The organism is Olsenella sp. SW781, assembly GCF_012027725.1.
Taxonomy (GTDB): Bacteria; Actinomycetota; Coriobacteriia; order Coriobacteriales; family Atopobiaceae; genus Thermophilibacter.
In genome coordinates, this window is record NZ_SJOU01000007.1 from 114,490 (window position 1) to 135,108 (window position 20,619).

Annotated in this window: 16 protein-coding genes; 4 read left to right on the plus strand and 12 right to left on the minus strand. The window is 69.5% G+C overall.

Annotated elements, in window-relative coordinates; all coding sequences use genetic code 11:
• Positions 1–47 precede the first annotated feature (47 nt).
• Entirely contained in the window at positions 48–1,454 is a 1,407-nt protein-coding gene (locus tag E0L17_RS05920) for a glycoside hydrolase family 32 protein (protein WP_167930328.1), read from the plus strand.
• 97 nt (positions 1,455–1,551) lie between these two features.
• Positions 1,552–2,505, plus strand: a complete 954-nt coding sequence (locus E0L17_RS05925) for a carbohydrate kinase family protein (RefSeq protein ID WP_167930329.1) — start codon at positions 1,552–1,554, stop codon at positions 2,503–2,505.
• A gap of 219 nt (positions 2,506–2,724) precedes the next feature.
• Here E0L17_RS05925 and E0L17_RS05930 read toward each other — a convergent pair whose 3' ends face one another.
• The 3 genes from E0L17_RS05930 to feoB all read right to left on the minus strand — a co-directional run bounded on the left by E0L17_RS05930 (position 2,725) and on the right by feoB (position 7,243).
• Positions 2,725–3,435, minus strand: coding sequence for a TVP38/TMEM64 family protein (locus E0L17_RS05930; RefSeq protein WP_167930330.1), 711 nt, complete (start codon positions 3,433–3,435; stop codon positions 2,725–2,727).
• Between the two features lie 436 nt (positions 3,436–3,871).
• Positions 3,872–4,645, minus strand: coding sequence for an LOG family protein (locus E0L17_RS05935; RefSeq protein ID WP_167930331.1), 774 nt, complete (start codon positions 4,643–4,645; stop codon positions 3,872–3,874).
• Between the two features lie 243 nt (positions 4,646–4,888).
• The gene (gene feoB, locus E0L17_RS05940) at positions 4,889–7,243 is read right to left on the minus strand and encodes a ferrous iron transport protein B (protein WP_167930332.1); all 2,355 of its coding nucleotides are present in this window, start codon (positions 7,241–7,243) and stop codon (positions 4,889–4,891) included.
• A gap of 292 nt (positions 7,244–7,535) precedes the next feature.
• Here feoB and E0L17_RS05945 point away from each other — a divergent pair, with 292 nt between their 5' ends.
• Positions 7,536–8,531, plus strand: a complete 996-nt coding sequence (locus tag E0L17_RS05945) for a D-2-hydroxyacid dehydrogenase (protein WP_286163318.1) — start codon at positions 7,536–7,538, stop codon at positions 8,529–8,531.
• A 41-nt stretch (positions 8,532–8,572) separates the two neighbouring features.
• Here the strand turns inward: E0L17_RS05945 and E0L17_RS05950 are convergent, their stop codons facing one another.
• Positions 8,573–9,433 carry a DegV family protein gene (locus E0L17_RS05950; RefSeq protein ID WP_167930333.1) on the minus strand — a complete coding sequence of 287 codons (861 nt, stop codon included), beginning with the start codon at positions 9,431–9,433 and terminating at the stop codon, positions 8,573–8,575.
• 179 nt (positions 9,434–9,612) lie between these two features.
• Here E0L17_RS05950 and E0L17_RS05955 point away from each other — a divergent pair, with 179 nt between their 5' ends.
• Entirely contained in the window at positions 9,613–11,370 is a 1,758-nt protein-coding gene (locus tag E0L17_RS05955; protein ID WP_167930334.1) for a 1-deoxy-D-xylulose-5-phosphate synthase, read from the plus strand.
• A 15-nt stretch (positions 11,371–11,385) separates the two neighbouring features.
• Here the strand turns inward: E0L17_RS05955 and E0L17_RS05960 are convergent, their stop codons facing one another.
• From E0L17_RS05960 to E0L17_RS05995, 8 genes are all read right to left on the minus strand, one after another.
• Positions 11,386–11,970, minus strand: coding sequence for a Crp/Fnr family transcriptional regulator (locus E0L17_RS05960; RefSeq protein ID WP_167930335.1), 585 nt, complete (start codon positions 11,968–11,970; stop codon positions 11,386–11,388).
• A gap of 41 nt (positions 11,971–12,011) precedes the next feature.
• Positions 12,012–13,757, minus strand: coding sequence for a DUF2130 domain-containing protein (locus tag E0L17_RS05965; protein ID WP_167930336.1), 1,746 nt, complete (start codon positions 13,755–13,757; stop codon positions 12,012–12,014).
• A 147-nt stretch (positions 13,758–13,904) separates the two neighbouring features.
• Positions 13,905–15,377, minus strand: coding sequence for a S1C family serine protease (locus tag E0L17_RS05970; RefSeq protein ID WP_167930337.1), 1,473 nt, complete (start codon positions 15,375–15,377; stop codon positions 13,905–13,907).
• Between the two features lie 254 nt (positions 15,378–15,631).
• Positions 15,632–16,306, minus strand: a complete 675-nt coding sequence (locus E0L17_RS05975; RefSeq protein WP_167930338.1) for a response regulator transcription factor — start codon at positions 16,304–16,306, stop codon at positions 15,632–15,634.
• Between the two features lie 164 nt (positions 16,307–16,470).
• Positions 16,471–17,331, minus strand: coding sequence for an amino acid ABC transporter ATP-binding protein (locus E0L17_RS05980; protein ID WP_206109024.1), 861 nt, complete (start codon positions 17,329–17,331; stop codon positions 16,471–16,473).
• A complete protein-coding gene (locus tag E0L17_RS05985) occupies positions 17,321–18,694 on the minus strand; it encodes an ABC transporter permease subunit (RefSeq protein WP_167930339.1) in 1,374 nt (457 codons plus the stop codon). The genes E0L17_RS05980 and E0L17_RS05985 overlap by 11 nt, the downstream gene beginning before the upstream one ends.
• 113 nt (positions 18,695–18,807) lie before the next feature.
• Positions 18,808–19,638 (minus strand): ABC transporter substrate-binding protein, encoded by an 831-nt coding sequence (locus tag E0L17_RS05990; RefSeq protein ID WP_167930340.1) that lies wholly within the window; start codon positions 19,636–19,638, stop codon positions 18,808–18,810.
• A gap of 85 nt (positions 19,639–19,723) precedes the next feature.
• On the minus strand, positions 19,724–20,551 hold the full coding sequence (locus tag E0L17_RS05995; protein ID WP_167930341.1) for an ABC transporter substrate-binding protein: 828 nt from the start codon (positions 20,549–20,551) through the stop codon (positions 19,724–19,726).
• Between the last annotated feature and the right edge of the window lie 68 nt (positions 20,552–20,619).

The window sequence follows — 20,619 nt, forward strand, 5'->3', positions numbered from 1 at the left end:
GCGGCCCGCGCCGGACGGGCCGCCCCGCCTCACACTCGGGAGCCATCATGTCACACGATCCCTGGAGAATGGGCTTTCACCTCATGCCGCCCGTCGGCTGGCTCAACGACCCCAACGGCCTCTGCCAGCTGGGCGGCACCTATCACGTGTTCCACCAGTACAGCCCCGACTGGCCCGCGCCCGACGCGCCGCGCGGGTGGGGCCACTTCTGGAGCCGCGACCTCGTCCACTGGAGGTCCGGCGGGCGCGCGTTTGCCATCGCGCCGGACACCCCCGACGAGGCATCGGGCGCCTACTCGGGCTGTGCCGTGCCCTTCGAGGGTGGCGTGCGCCTCTACTACACCGGCAACGTCAAGGAGCCGGGAGACTTCGACTACGTGCGCGCGGGACGGCGCGCGGCCCAAATCCTCGTCGAGGCCGCACCAGACCCCGCCGCGTCCGGAGGCCTTGCGCTCGGCGAGAAGGACGTGCTGCTGAGAAACGCCGACTACCCCGCGTTCTGCTCGTGCCACGTGCGCGACCCCAAGGTCTGGCGCGAGGGGGGCGCGTGGTGGATGCTCCTCGGCGCGCGCGACCTCGACGACCGGGGGCTCGCGCTCGTGCTGCGCTCGAATGACGGCCGGGCGTGGGAGAGCGCCGGGGCCGTCCGCCCGACGTCCCCCTTCGGCTACATGTGGGAGTGCCCGGACCGCATCGAGCTCGGCGGGCGCGAGTGGCTCTCGTTCTGCCCGCAGGGCATGGCCGAGCGCCCCTGGGCCGACGGCGTGGACGACCAGTCCGGCTACGTCCCGCTCCCCGCAGGCGAGCGCCTGGCGGCGGACGCCGAGGTCGACCCCCGGGCGTTCCGGCGCTGGGACCACGGCTTTGACTTCTACGCGCCGCAGAGCTTCGTGGACGAGTCCGGCCGCGCCATCCTGATCGGCTGGATGGGCATGCCCGACGCCGACTTCGCGGGGGCGCCCGACGGCATGACGTGGTGCCACTGCCTCACGGTACCGCGCGAGGTTACGGCCGGCGCGGACGGGGCGCTGCTCCAGCGGCCGGTGCGCGAGCTCGAGGCGCTGCGCGGCACGCGGCACGAGCTGGCCGGCGGCGGGTCGCTCACGCTGGGGGAGCATCGCGCCGACGTCCTTCTCGCCCGCCCCGAGGGGCCGCTCGAGCTCTGGCTGGACGACGCGCTCGCGATTACCTGGGACGGCGCGGAGCTTGCGCTGCGCTTTGCGGACGACGCCGTCGGGTGCGGGCGGACCGGGAGGGCCGTGGCGTGCGACGACCTTCGCGACCTACGCGTTCTTGTCGACAGCTCAGCCGTCGAGGTCTTTGCCAACGACGGCGAGCTCGCCTTTGCCACCCGCTGGTTCCCCCGCTCCCCCACCCTCACGCTCGTGCAAAAGGGACAGGCACTTTTGCACGCCTGGGAGATGGGCGACGGCGTGGCGGGCACGTACGAGTAGCCGCACGGACCGCTTGCCGAGAAGAGCGGCGCGCTCGGCCGCATCACGGCATAATGGGTGTGGAATCGATTCCGCACACAAGCGAAAGGACACCGCGATGTTCTCCGTCTCCGCACTGGGCGAGCTCCTCATCGACTTCACCGACGCCGGCACCTCTGCTGGAGGCCAGCGGCTCTTCGAGCGCAACGCCGGCGGCGCGCCGGCCAACGTCCTCGTGGCGCTGGAGAAGCTCGGCCACAAGACCGCCTTCCTGGGCAAGGTGGGCTGCGACATGCACGGCGAGTTCCTGCGCGCCACCCTCGAGGAGCAGGGCATCGACACCACGGGGCTGATCAGCGACCCGGACGCGTTCACGACGCTGGCCTTCGTTGCCCTCTCGCCTGACGGCGAGCGCGAGTTCTCCTTCGCGCGCAAGCCCGGAGCGGACACGCGCATCACGGAGGATGAGCTCGCGCGCGACGTGATCGCCGCGTCCAGGGTCTTCCACGTGGGCTCGCTCTCGCTCACCGACGAGCCCGCCCGCTCGGCCACGCTCGCCGCGCTCTCCTGCGCGCGCGAGGCCGGCTGCACCCTCTCCTACGACCCCAACTACCGCGCGAACCTCTGGCCGTCCATCGAGGCCGCCGTGGAGCAGATGCGCGCCGTGGTGCCGCAGATGGACCTCATGAAGCTCTCCGACGAGGAGTGCGCGCTCCTCACGGGCGAGAAGGACCCGGAGGCCGCTGCGGCGGCGCTCCTGGCGCAGGGCCCCAAGGTCGTGGCCGTAACGCTCGGCGCGGGCGGCGCGTACGTCCGCTGCGCCGACGGGGACGCCACGGTGCCGGGCTTCCCCGCTGACGCCGTGGACGCCACGGGCGCGGGCGACTCCTTCTGGGGCGGCTTCCTCGCAGGCTTCTGCGAGAGCGGCAAGGCGCCGGCGGAGGTGACCGTCGAGGACGCCGCCGGCTTCGCACGCCTGGGCAACGCCGTCGCGTCCCTCTGCGTCCGCAAGCGCGGCGCCATCCCCGCGATGCCGGAGCGCGCCGACGTGGAGGCCCTCCTCGCCGAGTAGCCTGACGCGGCCGACTTGCGGCGCGCCCGATTTGTGGCGCGGCCGACTCGGTGACGCGGCCGGCTCAGTGACGCGCCCAATCAGTGGCGCGCCCGACTCAGTGACGGGTTCTGGACGAATGCGGCCTCTGGACCGGGGCCATCCGTTCAGGACCCGTCACTCTGCCAAAAGCAGATTGAAGCCAGAAGATTGAAGCCAGACCCCGTCGCCCCCGTCAGGTCACGGGCGGGCGAGGGCCTCGAAGCGGCGATAGAGCAGCCCTCCCGCCGCGGCGAGCGCCACCGCCACGACGACGGCCATGGCGGCGATCCCGTAGTCTCCGCTCCCGAAGGCCGAGGCGGCGACCGTGGACGTCACGATGGAGGGGATGCGGCCGAGCGTGGTGATGGCCAGCACCGCCCCGAAGCGCATGTCCGTGAGCCCGGCAAAGTACGTGAGGAAGTCCTTGGGCGTCCCCGGAATGAGAAAGACGACGAGCATCACGAGCTCGAGCCGCCGGGCGTCGTGCAGCCACGAGAAGCGGTCGAGATGTGAGCGGTCAAAGAAGACGCCCACGAGCGACCAGCCCCAGCGACGCACCGCCCAGAAGATGGCGCTCGACGCCACGGCGCTCGCGGCCATGCACACGAGCGTGCCCTCGAGGAAGCCGAAGGCGTACCCGCTCGCCAGCTCGACGGGCTCCCCGGGGAGAAAGGCGAGCGCGATCTGCAGCGCGTTGACGCCGCCGATGACGAGCCGCGAGAGGATCGCGTGCTCAGCGACGAAGGACCGCACCGCAACGGGGTCGCTCGCCCAGGCGTAGGCCTCGGGCGCCCAGCGCAGGCAGATGGCCGCGAGCGCGACCCCCACCGCCACAAGCGCGCAGATGACGAGCGCCCTTCTTGCCCTCAGGTCGCGATCCGCGACGTCATGCCGGTTCTTCTCGCCCATGCGCACCCCCTCCCATCCATCTTGCCATCCGGGGCACTACCGGGCGGCCCTCCGCGGGAACCCTTGCCGGATGCTTGCACCGCCCTTACACAGCCAGCCGGGAGCAGGCACGCTCCGAGGCCGGCGAGACGGGCCTAGAGCGTCGCCGCGTGAACGAGCATCGCGAGCGCGAGGCTGCCCAGAAGCGTCGAGGTTGCCAGGCAGCCGAGAAGAACGGCCTTCTCGGACATTCTCTTGATCATGGTGCCTCCCTTCCTCGTTGCCGTCCCTCCCCCAGGGACCGGGCACGCCGAGTCGCCTGCGTGCCCGCTCCTGGGAGGGTGACTCCATTCTTGCAGCTCAGAAGGATGGAACCAATCGATTGGACTTACTGCCGGGTGACGCTTTGGTAAGATTCCCGCCTCCCCCGCGCCGCGTCCCGCCGCGCGGGGAGGGCCTAGCGCCGCAGCTCGGAGAGGGCCACGCGGACGGCCTCGTCCTCGTCGTCGGTCACGACCACGAGCTCGGGGTCGAGCGGCGAGATGTTGCCCGACTCACGGACGGTCCCCTCGAGCCAGTCCATGAGGCCGCCCCAGTACTCGGAGCCGAAGAGCACCACGGGGACGCGCGCTACCTTGTGCGTCTGGACGAGCGTGAGCAGCTCAAAGGCCTCGTCGAGCGTGCCGAAGCCGCCCGGGAAGATGATCGCGCCGCTCGAGTACTTGACGAACATCGTCTTGCGCACAAAGAAGTAGCGGAAGGTCATGCCCAGGTTGACCCACTTGTTGATGCCCTGCTCGTGCGGCAGCTCGATGCCCAGCCCCACCGACTTTCCGCCGGCCTTGGCCGCCCCGCTGTTGGCGGCCTCCATGATGCCCGGGCCTCCGCCGGTGATCACGGCCACGCCCGCCTCGGCGAGCTTTCTGCCCACGTGGCGCGCGGCACGATACATCGGGTCGGTGCGCGGCGTGCGCGCCGAGCCAAAGACGGTAACGGCGGGCCCCAGCTCCGCGAGCGCGCCGAAGCCGTCGACGAACTCGGCCTGGATGCGCAGGACGCGCCACGGGTCCATGTGCAGCCAGTCCGTGGAGGCCTCGGGCGCGAGGAGGTTGCCCGTGGTGGTGTCGGCCGGGATCATGGGCCCGCGCATGATCACGGGACCGCGGTGGTAGGTCTGCCCGAGGGGCTCCTCGGGGGTGGGGCGCTGGTCGAGGTTCTTCTCGTCTGCCATGATGCCTCCTTCTCCTGACGGGGCCCTACGGTACGTCCGCCCCGTCAGCGGCGGGTAAGCCGCGCGACATGTCGCGATACGCTTTGTGTACCCGTTTTTGCCGCCGGCGCTGGCGTGCCACCGGCGTCAGGCTTATTTGGCGCATGCCGCTGGCGTCGGGTTTATTTGGCACGCGCATCCGTGCCAAATAAACCCGACGCCAGCGGCATGCGCCAAATAAGCCTGACGCCGGTGGCACGGCGGCTACGCCAGGCCGAGGGCCATCCCCGCGAGGCGCACGGCGAGCGCCACGACCCACGCCACGCCGCACTGCATGGCGACAACGGCCCACATCATGCGCGTCCCCAGCTCGGCCTTCACCGCGGACACCGCCGCCACGCACGGCGTGTACAGCAGCGTGAACGTGAGGAACGCAAACGCCGTGAGCGGCGAGAAGAGCTCGGGCAGGCCCGCCGTGCTCCCGCCCATGAGGACAGTCAAAGTTGCCACCACGTTCTCCTTGGCGCCGAAGCCAGCCGCCAGGGCCGCCGCCGCGCGCCAGTTGCCAAAGCCGAGCGGGGCGAAGAGCGGCGCCAGCAGCGCGCCGAGCGCGGCGAGCATGCTCTGGGACTGGTCGGACACCACGTTGAGGCGCACGTCGAAGGTCTGCAGGAACCAGATCACCACGCTCGCCACGAAGATGATCGTGAACGCCTTGGTTGCAAAGCCCTTGGCCTTGTCCCAGGCCAGGCGCGCCACGGTGCGCGGCGCGGGCATGCGGTAGTTGGGAAGCTCCATCACAAACGGCACCGGGTCGCCCTTGAAGGCCGTCCCCTTGAGCACGAGCGCGACGAGGATTCCCACCACGATGCCCATGAGGTAGAGCGCGATCATCACGAGCGGCGCGCACTCCGGGAAGAACGCGGCCGAGAAGAGCGCGTAGACCGGCACCTTTGCCGAGCAGCTCATGAACGGCGTGAGCATGACCGTCATCTTGCGGTCGTGCTCGGAGGGCAGGGTGCGCGTCGCCATGATGGCGGGAACCGAGCAGCCAAAGCCGATGAGCATGGGCACGAAGCTGCGTCCGGAGAGGCCCAGGCGCCGCAGCAGCTTGTCCATCACAAAGGCCACGCGCGCCATGTAGCCGGAGTCCTCGAGGATCGAGAGCAGGATGAAGAGCACCACGATGATCGGCAGGAAGGAGAGAACCGAGCCCACGCCGGCAAAGACGCCGTCGATCACGAGGCTGTGCACCACCGGGTTGAGCCCAAAGGCCGTGAGCGCGGCGTCCGCCTGGGCTGTCACCCAGTCGATTCCGGCGGCGAGAAGGTCGGAGAGCCGCTGACCCACCACATCAAAAGTGAGCCAGAAGACGAGCGCCATGATCCCAACGAACACCGGGATGGCCGTGTACTTGCCCGTGAGGATGCGGTCGGCCGCCACCGAGCGCGCGTGCTCGCGGCTCTCGTGCGGCTTGACCACGCACTCGGCGCAGACGCCCTCGATGAACGAGAAGCGCATGTCGGCGAGCGCCGCCATGCGGTCGCGGCCGGACTCGCCCTCCATCTGGCTGATGATGTGCTCCACGGCGTCGAGCTCGTTCTGGTCCAGCCCCAGGGCGCGCATCACGAGCTGGTCGCCCTCGATGAGCTTGGTCGCGGCAAAGCGCACGGGAAGGCTGGCCGCGGCAGCGTGGTCCTCGATGATGTGGCAGATGCCGTGGATGCAGCGGTGCAGGGCGCCGTGGTCGGGGCCGTCCGGCGAGCAGAAGTCCACGCGGCCCGGGTGCTCGCGGAAGCGCGCCACGTGCAGCACGTGCTCCACGAGCTCGGAGATGCCCTCCTCGCGCGCGGCGGAGATGGGAACCACGGGGATGCCGAGCGCGGCCTCCAGGCGGTTCACGCTCACCGTGCCACCGTTGGCCGTGAGCTCGTCCATCATGTTGAGGGCGAGCACCATCGGCCGGTCGAGCTCCATGAGCTGGAGCGTCAGGTAGAGATTGCGCTCGATGTTGGTGGCGTCCACGATGTCGATGATCGCGTCGGGGTCGTCCTCCAGGATGAAGCGACGGCTCACCACCTCCTCGCTCGTGTAGGGGCTGAGCGAGTAGATGCCCGGCAGGTCCGTGACCGTGGCCTCGGGATGGCCCTTGATCTGGCCGTCCTTGCGGTCCACGGTCACGCCCGGGAAGTTGCCCACGTGCTGGTTCGCGCCCGTGAGCGCGTTGAAGAGCGTGGTCTTGCCGCAGTTCTGGTTGCCGGCCAGCGCCAGCTTGAGCGGACGGCCCTCCGGGATGGCCTTGCCGGCCGCGCGCGGCGCGTACTTCTCGCCAATGGCGGGGTGGACGGCCGCCTCCAGGCGCTCGCGGCCGCGCGGGGCGTCGTGCATGTCGTGCACCTGCGTGAGCGCGATGTGAGCGGCGTCGTCCCGGCGCAGGGTGAGCTCGTAGCCGCGCAGGCGGATCTCGAGCGGGTCCCCCATGGGGGCGCGCTTCATGAGCGTGACCTCCACGCCCGGCGTGAGGCCCATGTCCAGGATGTGCTGGCGCAGCGACGGCTCGTCGCAGTCCACCGACGCCACCACGGCGTCCTTGCCGATCTCCAGCTCGTCCAGGTTCATGCGCGCTTCTCCCCTCGCAGCTCCACTCGCACGCCATTGTAGCGTGTGCGCTCGCCCCGGCGCGGCCCCCTTCGCGTTTGCTCGTGCAAACTCGAGGCGAGCTCCGGGAACAGCACAATCGAGCAAGCCTCTGAGCTGCGCAAATGCCAGCAGCCTTGTAATTTGGCGTGAACGTGGCGCGGCGTTTGCTCGTGCAAACTCGGTGGGGGCGCCGCGCGGCGGGAAGGCGCCCGAGGAGCCCGTGGCGTTTGCTCGTGCAAACTCGAGGGGAGCCAGCACCCCATGGCCTAGAATGGCGAGAAGAACCGAGAAGGACGTGCGCCCGCGGCGCCGAGGCGAGAGGAGCCCCATGAACGTGCTCGTGCTGCTGCCCGTGGATGACGCCCAGCGCGCCCGGCTCGAGGCCGCCGCGCCCGGGGCGCGCTTCTCCTATGCCACGACGTCCGACGCACCCGCGGACGCCGTCGAGCGGGCGGACGTCATCGTGGGCAACCTCCCGCCCGAGCGGCTCGGCGAGGCGGCGCGCCTGCGCCTGCTGCAGCTCAACTCCGCCGGGTACGACAACTACGCCGCCGCCGGGACGCTTCCCGAGGGGGCGATGCTCGCCTCGGCCTCGGGCGCCTACGGCCAGGCCGTCTCCGAGCACATGCTCGCGATGCTGCTCTCGCTGATGAAGCGCCTCCCCGCCTACCGCGACGACCAGCGCGCCCACCGCTGGGCGGACGAGGGCGTCGTGACCACCCTGCGCGGCGCGCGGGTGCTCGTGCTCGGCGCGGGCGACATCGGGACGCACTTCGCCTCGCTCTGCGCGGCGCTCGGGGCGCGCGTCGCGGGCGTCCGGCGCTCGTCCCGGCCGGCCGAGCCGCCCTTCGAGGCCGTGTCCCCGATGGCGTGCCTCCCGGAGCTCCTGCCTCAGGCGGACGTGGTCGCGTCGTTCCTGCCGAGCACGCCCGAGACGAGGGGGCTCGCCGACGCATGGTTCTTCTCGGCGATGCGGCGGGGGTCGTACTTCGTCAACGGCGGGCGCGGGGACCTCGTGGTGACGGACGACCTTATCGCGGCGCTTGAGGCGGGCCAGATTGCCGGGGCGGCGCTCGACGTCATGGACCCCGAGCCGCTGCCCGCGGACCACCCGCTCTGGGACGCGCCCGGCGCGCTCGTGACGCCGCACGTCTCGGGCTGGTACCACCTGCCCGCCACGCTGGACAACATCGTGGGGATCGCGACGGAGAACCTGGGGCGGCTCGCGCGCGGCGAGCGGCCGCGCAACCTCGTGGAGCTCGGCTAGGCCCACCGGGGTGGGGGCCCGCCGGTCGGTGGCCGCCGGGGCTACGCCCGCGCCCTCACGGCAAACGCCACGCCGAGGGCGCCGGGACCGCAGTGCGACGTGATGACGTCACCGGTCTCGTACCACTCGACCTCGGCGAAGCCCAGCTCGCGGGCGTGCGCGCTCACGAGCTCGCGCACCTGGTCGGGAAGGCCCGGCGACTTCACGAAGACGATGCGGGCGGGGTCGAAGTCCTCGCGCAGCACGAGGTAGTCGACGAGGCGGACGGACGCCGCCGCCATGGAGCCGCGCAGCTTCTTGGTGGCCACGAGCTTGCCCTCGAGCAGCTCGACGACGGGCTTGATCTTAAGGAGGGTGGCGCCCAGGAACGCCACGTTGGAGAGGCGGCCGCCGGCGCGCAGGTAGCCGAGGTCGCCGGGGAGAAACGCCATGCGCACGCGCGCGGAGAGGTCCTCGACGTAGGCGCGCGCCTCGTCGACGCCCGCCTCGGGGTGCTCGCGCACCCAGCGGGCCGCCTCGCGCACGACGAGCCCCTGGCCGATGGTCACGTGGCGGGTGTCGACGGCGGTCACGTAGGCGCGCGTCTCGGCCGCCGCGAGGGCGGACTCGAGCGAGCACGTCGTGGCGGCCGAGTAGGCGACGTGCAGGATCTGCGCGTCGGGACGCTCGGCATGGATGCGGTCGAAGGCCACCTCGAAGTCGTGCGGGGTGCAGCCGCTCGTCTTGGGGAGCACGCCGAGCTGGCGGCACTGCTCCAGCATCTCGGCCGGGGAGATCTCCCCGTCATCGATGGTCCGGCTCCCCACGGTGACGTGCATGGGAACGAGCTCGACCCCCAGCTCGGCCGCCTCGGCGGCGGGGACGTCGCAGCCCGTCTCGGCGGTGATGACGATGTGTGCCATGGCAAGCTCCCGTCTCGGCGCAGTAGTATGCACATTTTAGTCGTTTGGGCACGTCGGGGCCAAGGGCCGCGAAAACCCTCCCGTCCCGCAGTTTTCCGCAGGCGCGACACAACTCTGGCATCAAAATGTGAGAACCTAGAAATCTCTGGCACGGTCGAACGCGGATGGGAGGGGGCATCATGTATCTTGAGCGCATCGGCTCCCCCGAGGACCTGCGCGCCCTGCCCGCCGAGGCGCTCGGCCCCCTCTGCGAAGAGATCCGCTCCGCCATCCTGGAGAGCTCCGCCGTGGTGGGCGGGCACGTGGGGCCGAACCTCTCGGTCGTCGAGCTCACCGTGGCGCTGCACCGCGTCTTCGAGAGCCCGCGCGACAAGATCGTCTTCGACGTCTCGCACCAGACCTACCCGCACAAGATGCTCACCGGACGCGCCGCCGCGTTTCTCGACCCGGCGCGCTACGAGGACGTCTCGGGCTTCTCGAGCCCCGGGGAGTCCGAGCACGACCTGTTTGCGATGGGGCACACCTCGACCTCGGTGAGCCTCGCCTGCGGCCTCGTCTCCGCGCGCGAGCTCGCTGGCGAGAAGTACGCGGTGGTGGCGGTCATCGGCGACGGCTCGCTCTCCGGCGGGCTCGCCTTCGAGGGGCTCGACAACGCCGCCTCCCTCACGAGCGGCCTCATCATCGTCGTGAACGACAACGAGTGGTCGATCGCGCCCAACCACGGCGGCGTCTACGGCGCGCTCGCCGAGCTGCGCGCCACGGGCGGCGCCTCGCCGCGCAACCCCTTCACCGCGCTCGGGCTGGACTACCGCTACCTCGAGGACGGCCACGACGAGCAGGCGCTCGAGGCGGCGCTCGCCGAGCTCGCGGACGTCGACCACCCCGTCGTGCTGCACGTCCACACCGAGAAGGGCCACGGCTACGCCCCCGCCCTCGAGGACCCCGAGGGCTGGCACCACGCCGCCCCGTTCGACCTCTCCTCGGGCTCCCCGCTGGGCCAGGGAGGCGGCCCGGACTACGCCCAGATCACGGCCTCCTTCCTCATGGGGCGCATGGCGGGCGACCCGGGCCTCGTCGCCGTGAACGCGGCGACCCCCTACATCATGGGCTTCACGCCCGAGCTGCGCGCCCAGGCCGGCCGCCAGTTCGTGGACGTGGGGATTGCCGAGGAGCACGCAGTGACGTACGTGACGGGGCTCGCCCGCGCGGGCGCCACCCCCGTGCTCGGCATCTACTCGACCTTCCTGCAGCGCGCCTATGACGAGCTGTGGCACGACCTCTGCCTCAACGCGGCGCGCGCCGTCATCCTCGTCTTCGGCGCGTCCGCCTTCGGCACCACCGACGCCACGCACCTCGGCTTCTTCGACATCCCCATGCTCGGCGCCATGCCGGGCCTGCCCTACCTCGCGCCCACCTGCCCCGAGGAGTACCTCGACATGCTCTCATGGGCGCTCGACCGCGCGGAGGGCCCCGTCGCCATCCGCGTCCCGGTGACGGGCGCGACGTCGCGCCCGGGCTTCTCGCGCCCCGCGGGGGGCTACGCGCGTGGCGCCGAGGTCGTGCGGAGGGGCTCGGGCGTCGCGCTGCTCGCCCTCGGGGACCTCTTCCCCCTCGGCGAGCAGGTCGCCGACATGCTCGCGGCATGCGGCATAGGCGCCACCCTCGTCAACCCCCGCCTCGCCACGACGATCGACGAGGAGCTGCTGGGACGGCTCGCGGCCGGCCACGACGTCGTCGTCACGATCGAGGACGGCATCCTCGACGGCGGCTTCGGCGAGCGCGTGGCACGCGCCCTCTCCTGCGACGACGTGCGCGTGCGCTGCTACGGGCTGCCGCGCGCCTTCGCGGACCGCTACGACCCCGCCACGCTGCTCGAGAGCTGCGGGATGACCGCGGAGGGCATCGCCGCGGACGTGCGCGCCCTCCTCGGCGCGTAGGCGTCCCCGTAACCCCTACTGGACCACGCCCTCGTTTCTCAGCTCCGTGCGCAGGCGCGAGAGCGTCACGGGCGTCATGCCGAGCAGCGACGCCACGAAGCGGTTGGGGATCTTGCCCACGATGCCGGGATAGCGCCTGAGGAACCACAGGTAGCGGTCGCGCGAGCGGAGCTGCGACACCACGCGCCGCGTCTCCCAGTGCATGTGCCACGCCTCGCAGACGATGCGGATGAAGAGGTGGTTCGCCGGCAGGCTGGTCTCGAGGAGCCCCTTGATGAGGGCGATGTCCAGGCAGACCACCTCGCCGTCCGAGAGCATCTCGACGGTCGCGGACGAGGGCCCCTCGAGCTCCACGCTCGGCACGAGCACGGACCCCGGCATGAACAGGATGCAGTCGGTGATGTCGTGGCCGTCCGCGTCGACGGAGAAGCTTCTCACAATGCCGCGAACGAGAAACCCGACCTCGGTCTGCAGCTCCCCGGAGCGGACCACGCAGTCCCCCTTGAAGAGCTCGCGGTGCGTGGCGTTATGCGACAGGACGTCGAGGAGCTCCTCGTCGCTCACCTTGACGACGTCCCTGAAAAAGGCTCGGCAATCCATCCCCTGGCCTCCTCCCCAGGTTGAGTCTATGAGCTTTCAGTTTACTCCACGTCGTCCGGCTCGACGGCCTCGGATGCCGCCCCTCCCTGCTCAGCGGCCGAATCGGCCGCCCGTGCGTCAGCCTCCTCCCGGGCGGCGCGGGCCTCGTTGAACTTCTCGCGCATCGTCGGGTTCTTGAAGGTGAGCTTGCGGATGGTCAGCGCCTCCGCCTTGTCGTTGGCGTAGCGCAGCTGCCGCTCCGAGGAGGTCAGGTCCTCCTTAACCTTCTGGAGGCGCGCGATGGCCTTGTCGATCTCCTCGATGGCGTCCCCGAACTTCTTGCTCGCCGTCGCGTAGTTCTTGCCAAAGCCGTCCTTGAACTTCTCGAGCGCGTTCTCGAAGTTGGTGACGTCGATGTTCTGCTGGCGCACCTCGGCGAGCTCGCGCCGGTAGGCGTGCGCGTTCTCCGCCGCGTTTCTCAGCAGCGTGATCATGGGGATGAAGAACTGCGGGCGGATGACGTACATCTTCTCGTACTCGTAGGACACGTCCACGATGCCGGAGTTGTAGAGCTCGCTCTCGGGCTCGAGCATCGAGACGAGCACCGCGTACTCGCAGTTCTTGTTGCGTCGGTCCTGGTCGAGCTTCTTGAAGAAGTCGGAGTTCCTGTGACGGCTCGTGGCGGCCGAGGCGTCGTCCTCGTTCTTCATCTCGAACATGATGGAGACGACCTCGACGCCCTCGTCGTCGACCTCGCGGAAGACGTAGTCTCCCTTCGAGCCGCCCACGACCTCGTTGTCCTTGTGGAACTCCGCGCCGCGAAAGCCCAGCGAGCGCCAGCGGTTGAACTCCATCTCGCAGTGCTGCTCGAGCGTCTCGCCGATGAGCTTGGTGGACAGGCGCGCACGCTGGTTGCGCAGGCGCTCGATCTCGTCCTCGCGGTCGCGGATCGTCTGGTCCTTGAACCGCTCCTGCTCGGCCATCTGCTGGCGCAGCGACGCCTCGACCTGCTCGCGCTCGAGCTTGGCCGCCCGCAGGTCGCCCTCGAGGGCGGCAAGGCGCTCGCCCTGCTCGCCGGTGGCCTGCGTGACGGCGAGGGCCTTCTCCGTCACGAAGGCGGACTCGCGGGCCTTGATCTGGGCCTCGAGCTCGGAGACGCGGCGCTCCTGCTCGAGCCTGGCCGCGCGCAGGTCGCCCTCGAGCTCGGCGATGCGCTTCTCCTGGGCGTCCGTGGCGTCGCTCACCGCAAGTGCCTTCTCGGTGGCAAAGGCGGACTCGCGGGCCTTGAGCTGCGCCTCGAGCTCGGCGACGCGACGGTCGCGCTCGGCGAGCTCCGAGGCGCCCTTCGTGGCCGCCTCGCTGAGGGCCCGCTCCTGCGCCGCGCTGGCCTCGAGCAGGGCGCGCTCCTGCTCGGCGATCTTCTGGTCCCGCTCGGCGATCGCCTGGGTGAGCTCGCGCTCCACCGCCGCGCGGGCGAGCGCGACGGCATCCGCGCCCTTCTCTATCTCGGCGCGCAGGCGGACGAGCTCCTCGTCCTTCTTGGCCGAGGCGTCGCGCGCCCCGGCAAGCTCCTCGGCGAGCCTCCCCTGCAGCTCCTCGCGCTCGCGCGCGGCGAGCTCCCGCGCCTCCTGGCGCGCCTGGGCGGCGGCGGCCTCCACGGCGCTCGCGCGCTCGCGCTCCGCCATCTGCTCGCGAGCCCTGAGCTCGCGCGTGAACTCCGCGTCTCGCACCTGGCGCACGATCTGCGCGTACTCGGTCTCGTCGACCTGGAACACCTCGCCGCAGTGCGGGCATCTGATCTCTGCCATGGTCCCTCCCGTTCTTCTCCTGCTCCCTAGGGTACCCGTACCGCCGGACAGAAATGGCCGTGGATGGAAAAGCGAGAAGAACGGGGGCCCGCGACGCGCGCCGCGGGCCCCCGAAAGCCTGTCAGTCGACCCTGTCCCCCCGTCAGGCTACCTGCCGCCGAAGGGGCTCATCTGCTGCTCCTGCTGGTACTGCTGATAGAGGTCGATGAGGTCGTCGATCGTGACCTCCTGGCCGTTGACGTTGACGGTCTGGTCGCCCTGCTCCTCCTGCTCCTGCTGGAGGGACTCGTCGGATCCGAGCGTCACGTCGAGGGTCAGCTCCTCGCTGCCGCGCATGACGGTAACCTTGACGGTCTCGCCGATGCTGTGGGAGCGCACGGCGAGGATGGCGGCGTCCGCGGACGAGATGGCGTCGTCGCCGATCTTGGTGATGACGTCGCCCTCCTGGATGCCCGCCGCCTCGGCCGGGCCGCCCGCCGCGACCTCGACCACGTAGGCGCCCTGGTTGACCGCGAGGTTGTTCCTAAAGGCGTTCTGGGCGTTCACGGTCTGCATGGAGAGGCCGATGTAGGCGTGCGTCACGGTCTCCCCCGCGATGATCTTGTCGGCCACCTCCGTGGCGTAGTCGCTCGGGATGGCGTAGCCGATGCCGGCGAAGCTCTGCGTGTCGGAAGAGTAGAGCGTGCAGATGCCCACGAGCTGGCCCTCGGCGTTCACGAGCGCGCCGCCGGAGTTGCCCGGGTTGATCGTGGCGTCGGTCTGGATGAGGTTGGTGTAGAGCGTGTTGCCGGAGGCGCCCTCCATGAGGGTGCTGCGCGAGAGCGCCGAGACGATGCCCTGAGAGACGGAGTTCTCAAGGCCGAAGGGGCTGCCCACGCTCATCACCCAGTCGCCGACCTGGAGCTCCGAGGAGTCGCCGATCTCCATCGGCGTGACCTCGGTGTCGCCGAAGTCCACGTGCAGGACCGCGAGGTCGCTCGAGGCGTCGGTGCCCACGAGGGTGGCGTCGTAGCTCTGGCCGTTGAGGGTGACGCTGATGGACTCGGCGTCCTCGATGACGTGGTTGTTGGTGATGACGTTGCCGTTGGTGTCGTAGATGACGCCCGAGCCCATGCCCTCGCCGTTGGCGTAGGTGCTGTAGACGGTCACCACGGAGGGCAGGGTCTTCGCCGCGACCGCGTTGGCGACGGTGGCGTCCTCGTCGGAGGGGTCGATGGTGATGGACTGCGAGGTCCCGGCCGAGGCGGTCCCGCCGCCCGTTCCCACCACGCCCGTGCCCACGAGCACGCCCGTGAGCGCCGCCGCGCCAAGGACGCCGCCGAGAAGGCCGGCGAGCACCGCCCTCAGGCCGGGACGCTGCCTCTTCTCTGCCCCGAACTCGGGCGCCGCGGGCGGCTGGGGCGCGCTCGGCTCGGGCTGGGGCGGCGTCTGGCGCTGCGTCTGCCCGGGCTGCGCCTGGTACTGCGCCCCCTGTGAGGAGGCGCCCTGCGCGCTGTGGGCGCCCGGGAAGGGCGGCCGCTGCTGGGTGGGCTGGGCCTGCGTGGGCTGCTGGTCGGCGGGCTGCTGGTAGGGGTTCTGCGGGGTCTGCGGGTTCTGCGCGCCATACGGATAGTCGCTCATGTCTTCCCTCTCTCGTCTGGCCCCGTGCGTTCGGGGCGCGTCTTTGTGTCCGCTGTCGAATGTACCCCGCCGAAGGGGGCGCATACACCGCCCGGGCGCGCATCATCGGGGCGGCATGATGCTTTCCGCTTCCTGAAAACGCAGGTCACAAGGCAGCGAGAAGAACGACGGGTGCGAGGGGACCGCCGAGTCGCAGGTCCTTCTCGCGCCGCTCGCGTCCTTCTCGCCGAGGGGCCGACGGGCCCGGGAGGGCTCTAGATACGGAAGAGGTAGCCCACGCCGCGGATGGTGACGATGTGGCTCGCCACCTGCGGGCCCACCTTGGAGCGGACGCGGCGGATGTGGACGTCGACGGTGCGCGTGCCGCCGCAGTACTCGAAGCCCCAGACGCGGTGCAGCAGGGTCTCGCGCGAGTAGGCGCGCGAGGGATGCGTGGCCAGGAAGGACAGCAGCGAGTACTCCATGAGGGTGAGGTCGACGGGCTTGTCGTCGATGTAGACCTGGTAGGTGGCGAGGTTGATCGTCATGTTGTCCACGGTGACGATGTCGGCCGGCGCGGACTCCTCGCCGGGCCAGAGCAGCAGGGTGCAGCGGACCTCGAGCTCGGCGACGCCGGCGGTGGAGAGGATGAAGTCGTTCTTCCCCTGCATGGGCATGCGCAGCGTGGCGAGCTTGTCGGGGTCCTGGACGAGGAGCATCGGGATGAAGCCGTTCTCCGCAACGAAGGCGTCCACGGCGTTCAGGATGTCCTGGCTCATGCCCTCGCCGTCCAGGATGACGAGGTCGAACTCGTGGCCGGACGAGACCGCCTGCGAGAAGGTCTCCTCGCTCGCGAGGGCGATGGAGACGTCGATGGCGTGGGAGAGCTCGCGCATGCGGTCGTGCAGCCGCGTGGTTGCAGATACGAGCAGGATGTTCTTGTGGTGCATCCTCAGGCCTCCCGAAATTGAGCACATGTATTTGAAAAGGTTAGCACATCGCCCCCGCGTTCGACGGGGGCGATGTCAGAACTTCGTAAACGCGCCGCAGCTCAGTGACCATCTGGAAACGTCACTTAACGAGCCGGAAACGCTATGTTTCAAACGAGCCGCAGCTAGTTGATGCTGCCGAGGAACTCGGCCGTGCGGGCGTTCTCGGGGTGGTCGAAGACCTTCTCGGGCAGGCCCTGCTCGACCACGTAGCCGTCCTCCATAAATACCACGCGGTCGGCCACGTCGCGCGCGAAGCCCATCTCGTGCGTGACCACGATCATCGTCATGCCGGAGTTCTCCGCGAGGTCGCGCATGACGTCGAGGACGCCGCGGACGAGCTCGGGGTCGAGCGCCGAGGTGGGCTCGTCGAAGAGGAGCACGTTGGGGTGCATGGCCACGGCGCGCGCGATGGCGACGCGCTGCTGCTGGCCGCCGGAGAGCTGCGTGGGCTTGAAGTCCGCGCGGTCGGCGAGCCCGACGGCGGCGAGCTGCTTGAGCGCCTCGGCCTCGGCCTCCTCCTTGCTCTTCTTGAGCACCTTCGTCTGGCCGATCATGACGTTCTCCTTGGCCGTGAGGTGCGGGAAGAGGTTGAACTGCTGGAAGACCATGCCCACGTCGCGGCGCAGGCGGTTGACCTCGGCCGTGCTCTTGTTGGTGATCTCCTCGTCCTCGATGAGGATGTGGCCCGCGCTCGGGCGCTCGAGGAGGTTGATGCAGCGCAGCATCGTGGACTTGCCCGAGCCCGAGGGGCCGAGCACCACGACGACCTCGCCGGGCCAGACGTTGAGGTTCACGTCCTTCAGGACGAGCGTGTCGTCGAAGCTCTTGTTGAGGTGCTCGATGCGCACGATGGGGTGCTCGCCGGGCGTGAAGTGGTGGCTCGTGAGGCCCTGGTCGTGATCGTAGGCGATGCGCGCGGCCTCGTCTGCCGGCAGCGCGGGCGGGACGTCGATGGCCACGCGGCGGTGGTGCTTAGCAGGCATTCGCGGCCTCCTTGATCTGGGCGGCGGGGGCGGAGGGGGCGTCCTTCTCGACGTCCTTCTCGACGCTCTTCTCCACGAGCTCGTCGGCGTTGTCGGCCACGTCGGCGCGGCGCTTGGGGCGCGGGCCGCCGCCACGCTCGGAGCGGGCGATGTTCTCCTCGACGATGCCCACGACCTTGATCAGCGGCAGCGTGACGATGAGGTAGAAGATGCCGGCGGCCACGTACGGCGTGATGTTGCCCGTGACGGTGGTGAGGTTCTTGGAGAACATCATGAGCTCCATGACGCCCACCGAGGAGAGCAGCGAGGTGTCCTTGAAGGCGGTGATGAAGTCGCTCGTCACCGTGGGGATCACGCGGCGCACGGTCTGCGGCAGGATGATGGAGAACATCGTCTGCACGTAGTTCATGCCGAGCGAGCTCGCGGCCTCGTACTGGCCCTGCGGGATGGACTGGATGCCCGCGCGGAAGATCTCGGCGAGGTAGGCCGAGGAGTTGATGGCCATGACGATGATGCCCAGCAGGTTGTTGTCGATGTTGATGTTGAGCATCGGCAGGCCGAAGAACATGATGTAGATCTGCAGGAAGAGCGGCGTGCCGCGCAGCACGTTGATGTAGACCACGGCGATGGCGCGCAGGATCCGCCACTTGGAGATCTTGAGCATGGCGAAGAGCAGGCCGAGCGCGATGGCAAACGGGTAGGCGGCCACCACGATGCCCAGGCAGAGCAGCCAGCCCGGCGCAAGGGACGAGAAGGACGTCACGAGCAGCTGGGGCTTGAGGAACATGCCGAGGAACTGGTTGGAGTTCCAGGCCTCCACCCAGGGCTGCTCGTCGAGCCAGTTGACGAGGCTCTGGAGCGGGGTGTTGGCGATCGTGGCGATGGGGGCGGAGTCCGCGAGCCCGTGCGTGGCGCCGGCGCTCTCGTAGGTGCCCGAGACGACGCACTCCCCGCCCTCGGCGGGGAACTGCATGTTGGTGATCTCGAGGCGCAGGAGCGACCCCTCGGGAATGGCCTGGTCGAAGTTCACCGTGATGGAGCTGCCGGACGGGACGGCCTCGCCGGTCACGTCCATGCGCGTGAGGCCCTCGAGGGCGGTGATGCGCGTCGTGGAGCCGTCGAACGTCGCGCCCTCGGGGAGGGTCAGCGTGACCGAGGTGACCTCCTCGCCGGGCTCGACCGTGCCCTCCCAGGTGAGGCGCGTGTCCATGCCGCCGATGACGCCGTCGCCGCCGTCCTCGTTGGGGCGCGCGGTGGCCTTCTCGGTGGTGAGCGCCTGAGCGGGCTGCGGTGCCGCCGTCGCGAAGACGCCCGTGAGCGCCAGGGCGAGGGCAACGAGAAGCGCCCCCCGTCTATGCTGCATGCTTCCTCCGTTTCCAGGCGTGCAAAGGGGACAGTCACTTTTGCACGGTGTCGCTGCGGCGACCGTGCAAAAGTGACTGTCCCCTTTGCACGGCCGCCGCAGGTTCTTCTCGCTTAGATCTCGGTGGTGCCGAACCACTTCTGCTTGATCTCGTCCATCGTGCCGTCCTCCTCGATGGCCGCGAGGGCGTCGTTGATGGCCGCGAGCAGGCCGGGGTTGTCCTTGGAGACGGCGATGCCGTACTGCTCGCCGGTGGGGATCTCCTCGACGACCTCGAGGTCGGAGAAGGACTCGGCGATCATGTTCTGGGCGACGGGCAGGTCGATGACCATGGCGTTGTAGAGGCCCGTGGAGATGCCCATGAGGGCGGCCGTGACGTCGGCAAGCGGCACCTTGGTGGCGTTGGGCAGGTTCTCGGAGATCCACTCGTCACCGGTGGTGCCGGTCTGGCAGGCGACCTGCATGCCCTCGGCGTTGAGGCTCTCGGAGTTGAGGTCGGAGCCGGCGGCGGCCACGATGCCCTGGTTGGAGTTCAGATAGGGGTCGGAGAAGTCGACCTGCTCGAGGCGCTCGTCGCTGATCGTCATGCCGGCGATGGAGATGTCGGCCTTGCCGCCCTGCTTGATGGTGGGGACGAGCGTGTCGAAGGCCTGGTTGGGCAGCCACTCGCAGGTGAGGCCCATCTTCTCGGCGATGGCGTTGGAGAGGTCCACGTCAAAGCCCACGGTCGTGCCCTCGTCGTCGATGTACTCGAACGGGGCGAAGCCGAGCTCGGCCACGTTGGTGAGCACGCCCTCCTTCACGAGGGTGTAGGAGGCCTCGTCAGTGGTCTGGGTGTCGTCAGTGCTCTCGGCGGGCTGGCCGGAGCCGTTGCAGCCGGCGAGGGCGAGGGCGCCGGCGGCGCCGATGGTTGCGAAGAAGTTGCGGCGGGTCATGCTGGACATTTCATTTCCTCCCATTGTGATGTGCAAAAGTGCCTGTTGCGGTGCAAAGCGTGCAAAAGTGCCTGTCCCTTTTGCACGCTTACTGCTAGAGCTCGGCGCCGAGCCACTTGACCTCGAGCTCGGAGATGTAGCCCTCCTCCTCGAGCTCGGCCAGGGCGCCGTTGATGGCCTCGGTGAGGCCGGGGTTGTCCTTGTTGACGGCGATGCCGTACTGCTCGCCGGTGGGGATCTCGATGGCCACCTGGCAGTCGGTGAACGAGTTGGAGCAGAGGTAGGTCATCACGGGCAGGTCCGCCACGGCGGCGGCGTAGAGCCCGGTTTGCACGCCCGTCACGGCCACGACCGGGTCGTCGAGCGCCACGACCTCGGCGTTGGGCAGGTTCTCCTCGGCCCAGGAGGCTCCGGTCGTGCCGGCCTGGACGGCGATCTTGGTGCCCTCGACGTTGAGGGACTCCTCGGTCACGTCGCCCGCGCTCGCGAGCGTCACAAGACCCTGGTTGGAGTCCATGTAGGAGTCGGTGAAGTCGACCTGCTCCCAGCGCTCGTCCGTGATCGTGATGTTGGAGACGCCCACGTCGGCCTTGCCGCCCTGCTCGATGAGCGGGACGATGGTGTCGAACTTCATGGCGGGCAGGACCTCGCACTCGAGGCCGAGCTTGTCGGCGACGGCGTTGATGAGGTCGATCTCAAAGCCCTGGGCCTCGCCGGTCTTCTCGTCGACGAAGTCGAGCGGCGCGTTGGCGAGGTCGGACGCGACGATGATCTTGCCGTCCTCGACGAGGGTGTAGGCGGCGGCGTCCGCGGAGTCATCTGCTGGGGTGCTGGTCTGCCCTCCCCCGCTGCATCCCGCGATAGTCACGGCTAACGCGCAGGCAACCGCGAGGCCGCCCGCAATCCGGCTGGAGAGCTTCATGGTGGGTTTCCTTCCCCCAATGCTTCGGCGCGTGGTCACGCCCTTTCCCGACGGTGGCACGGGTCTTC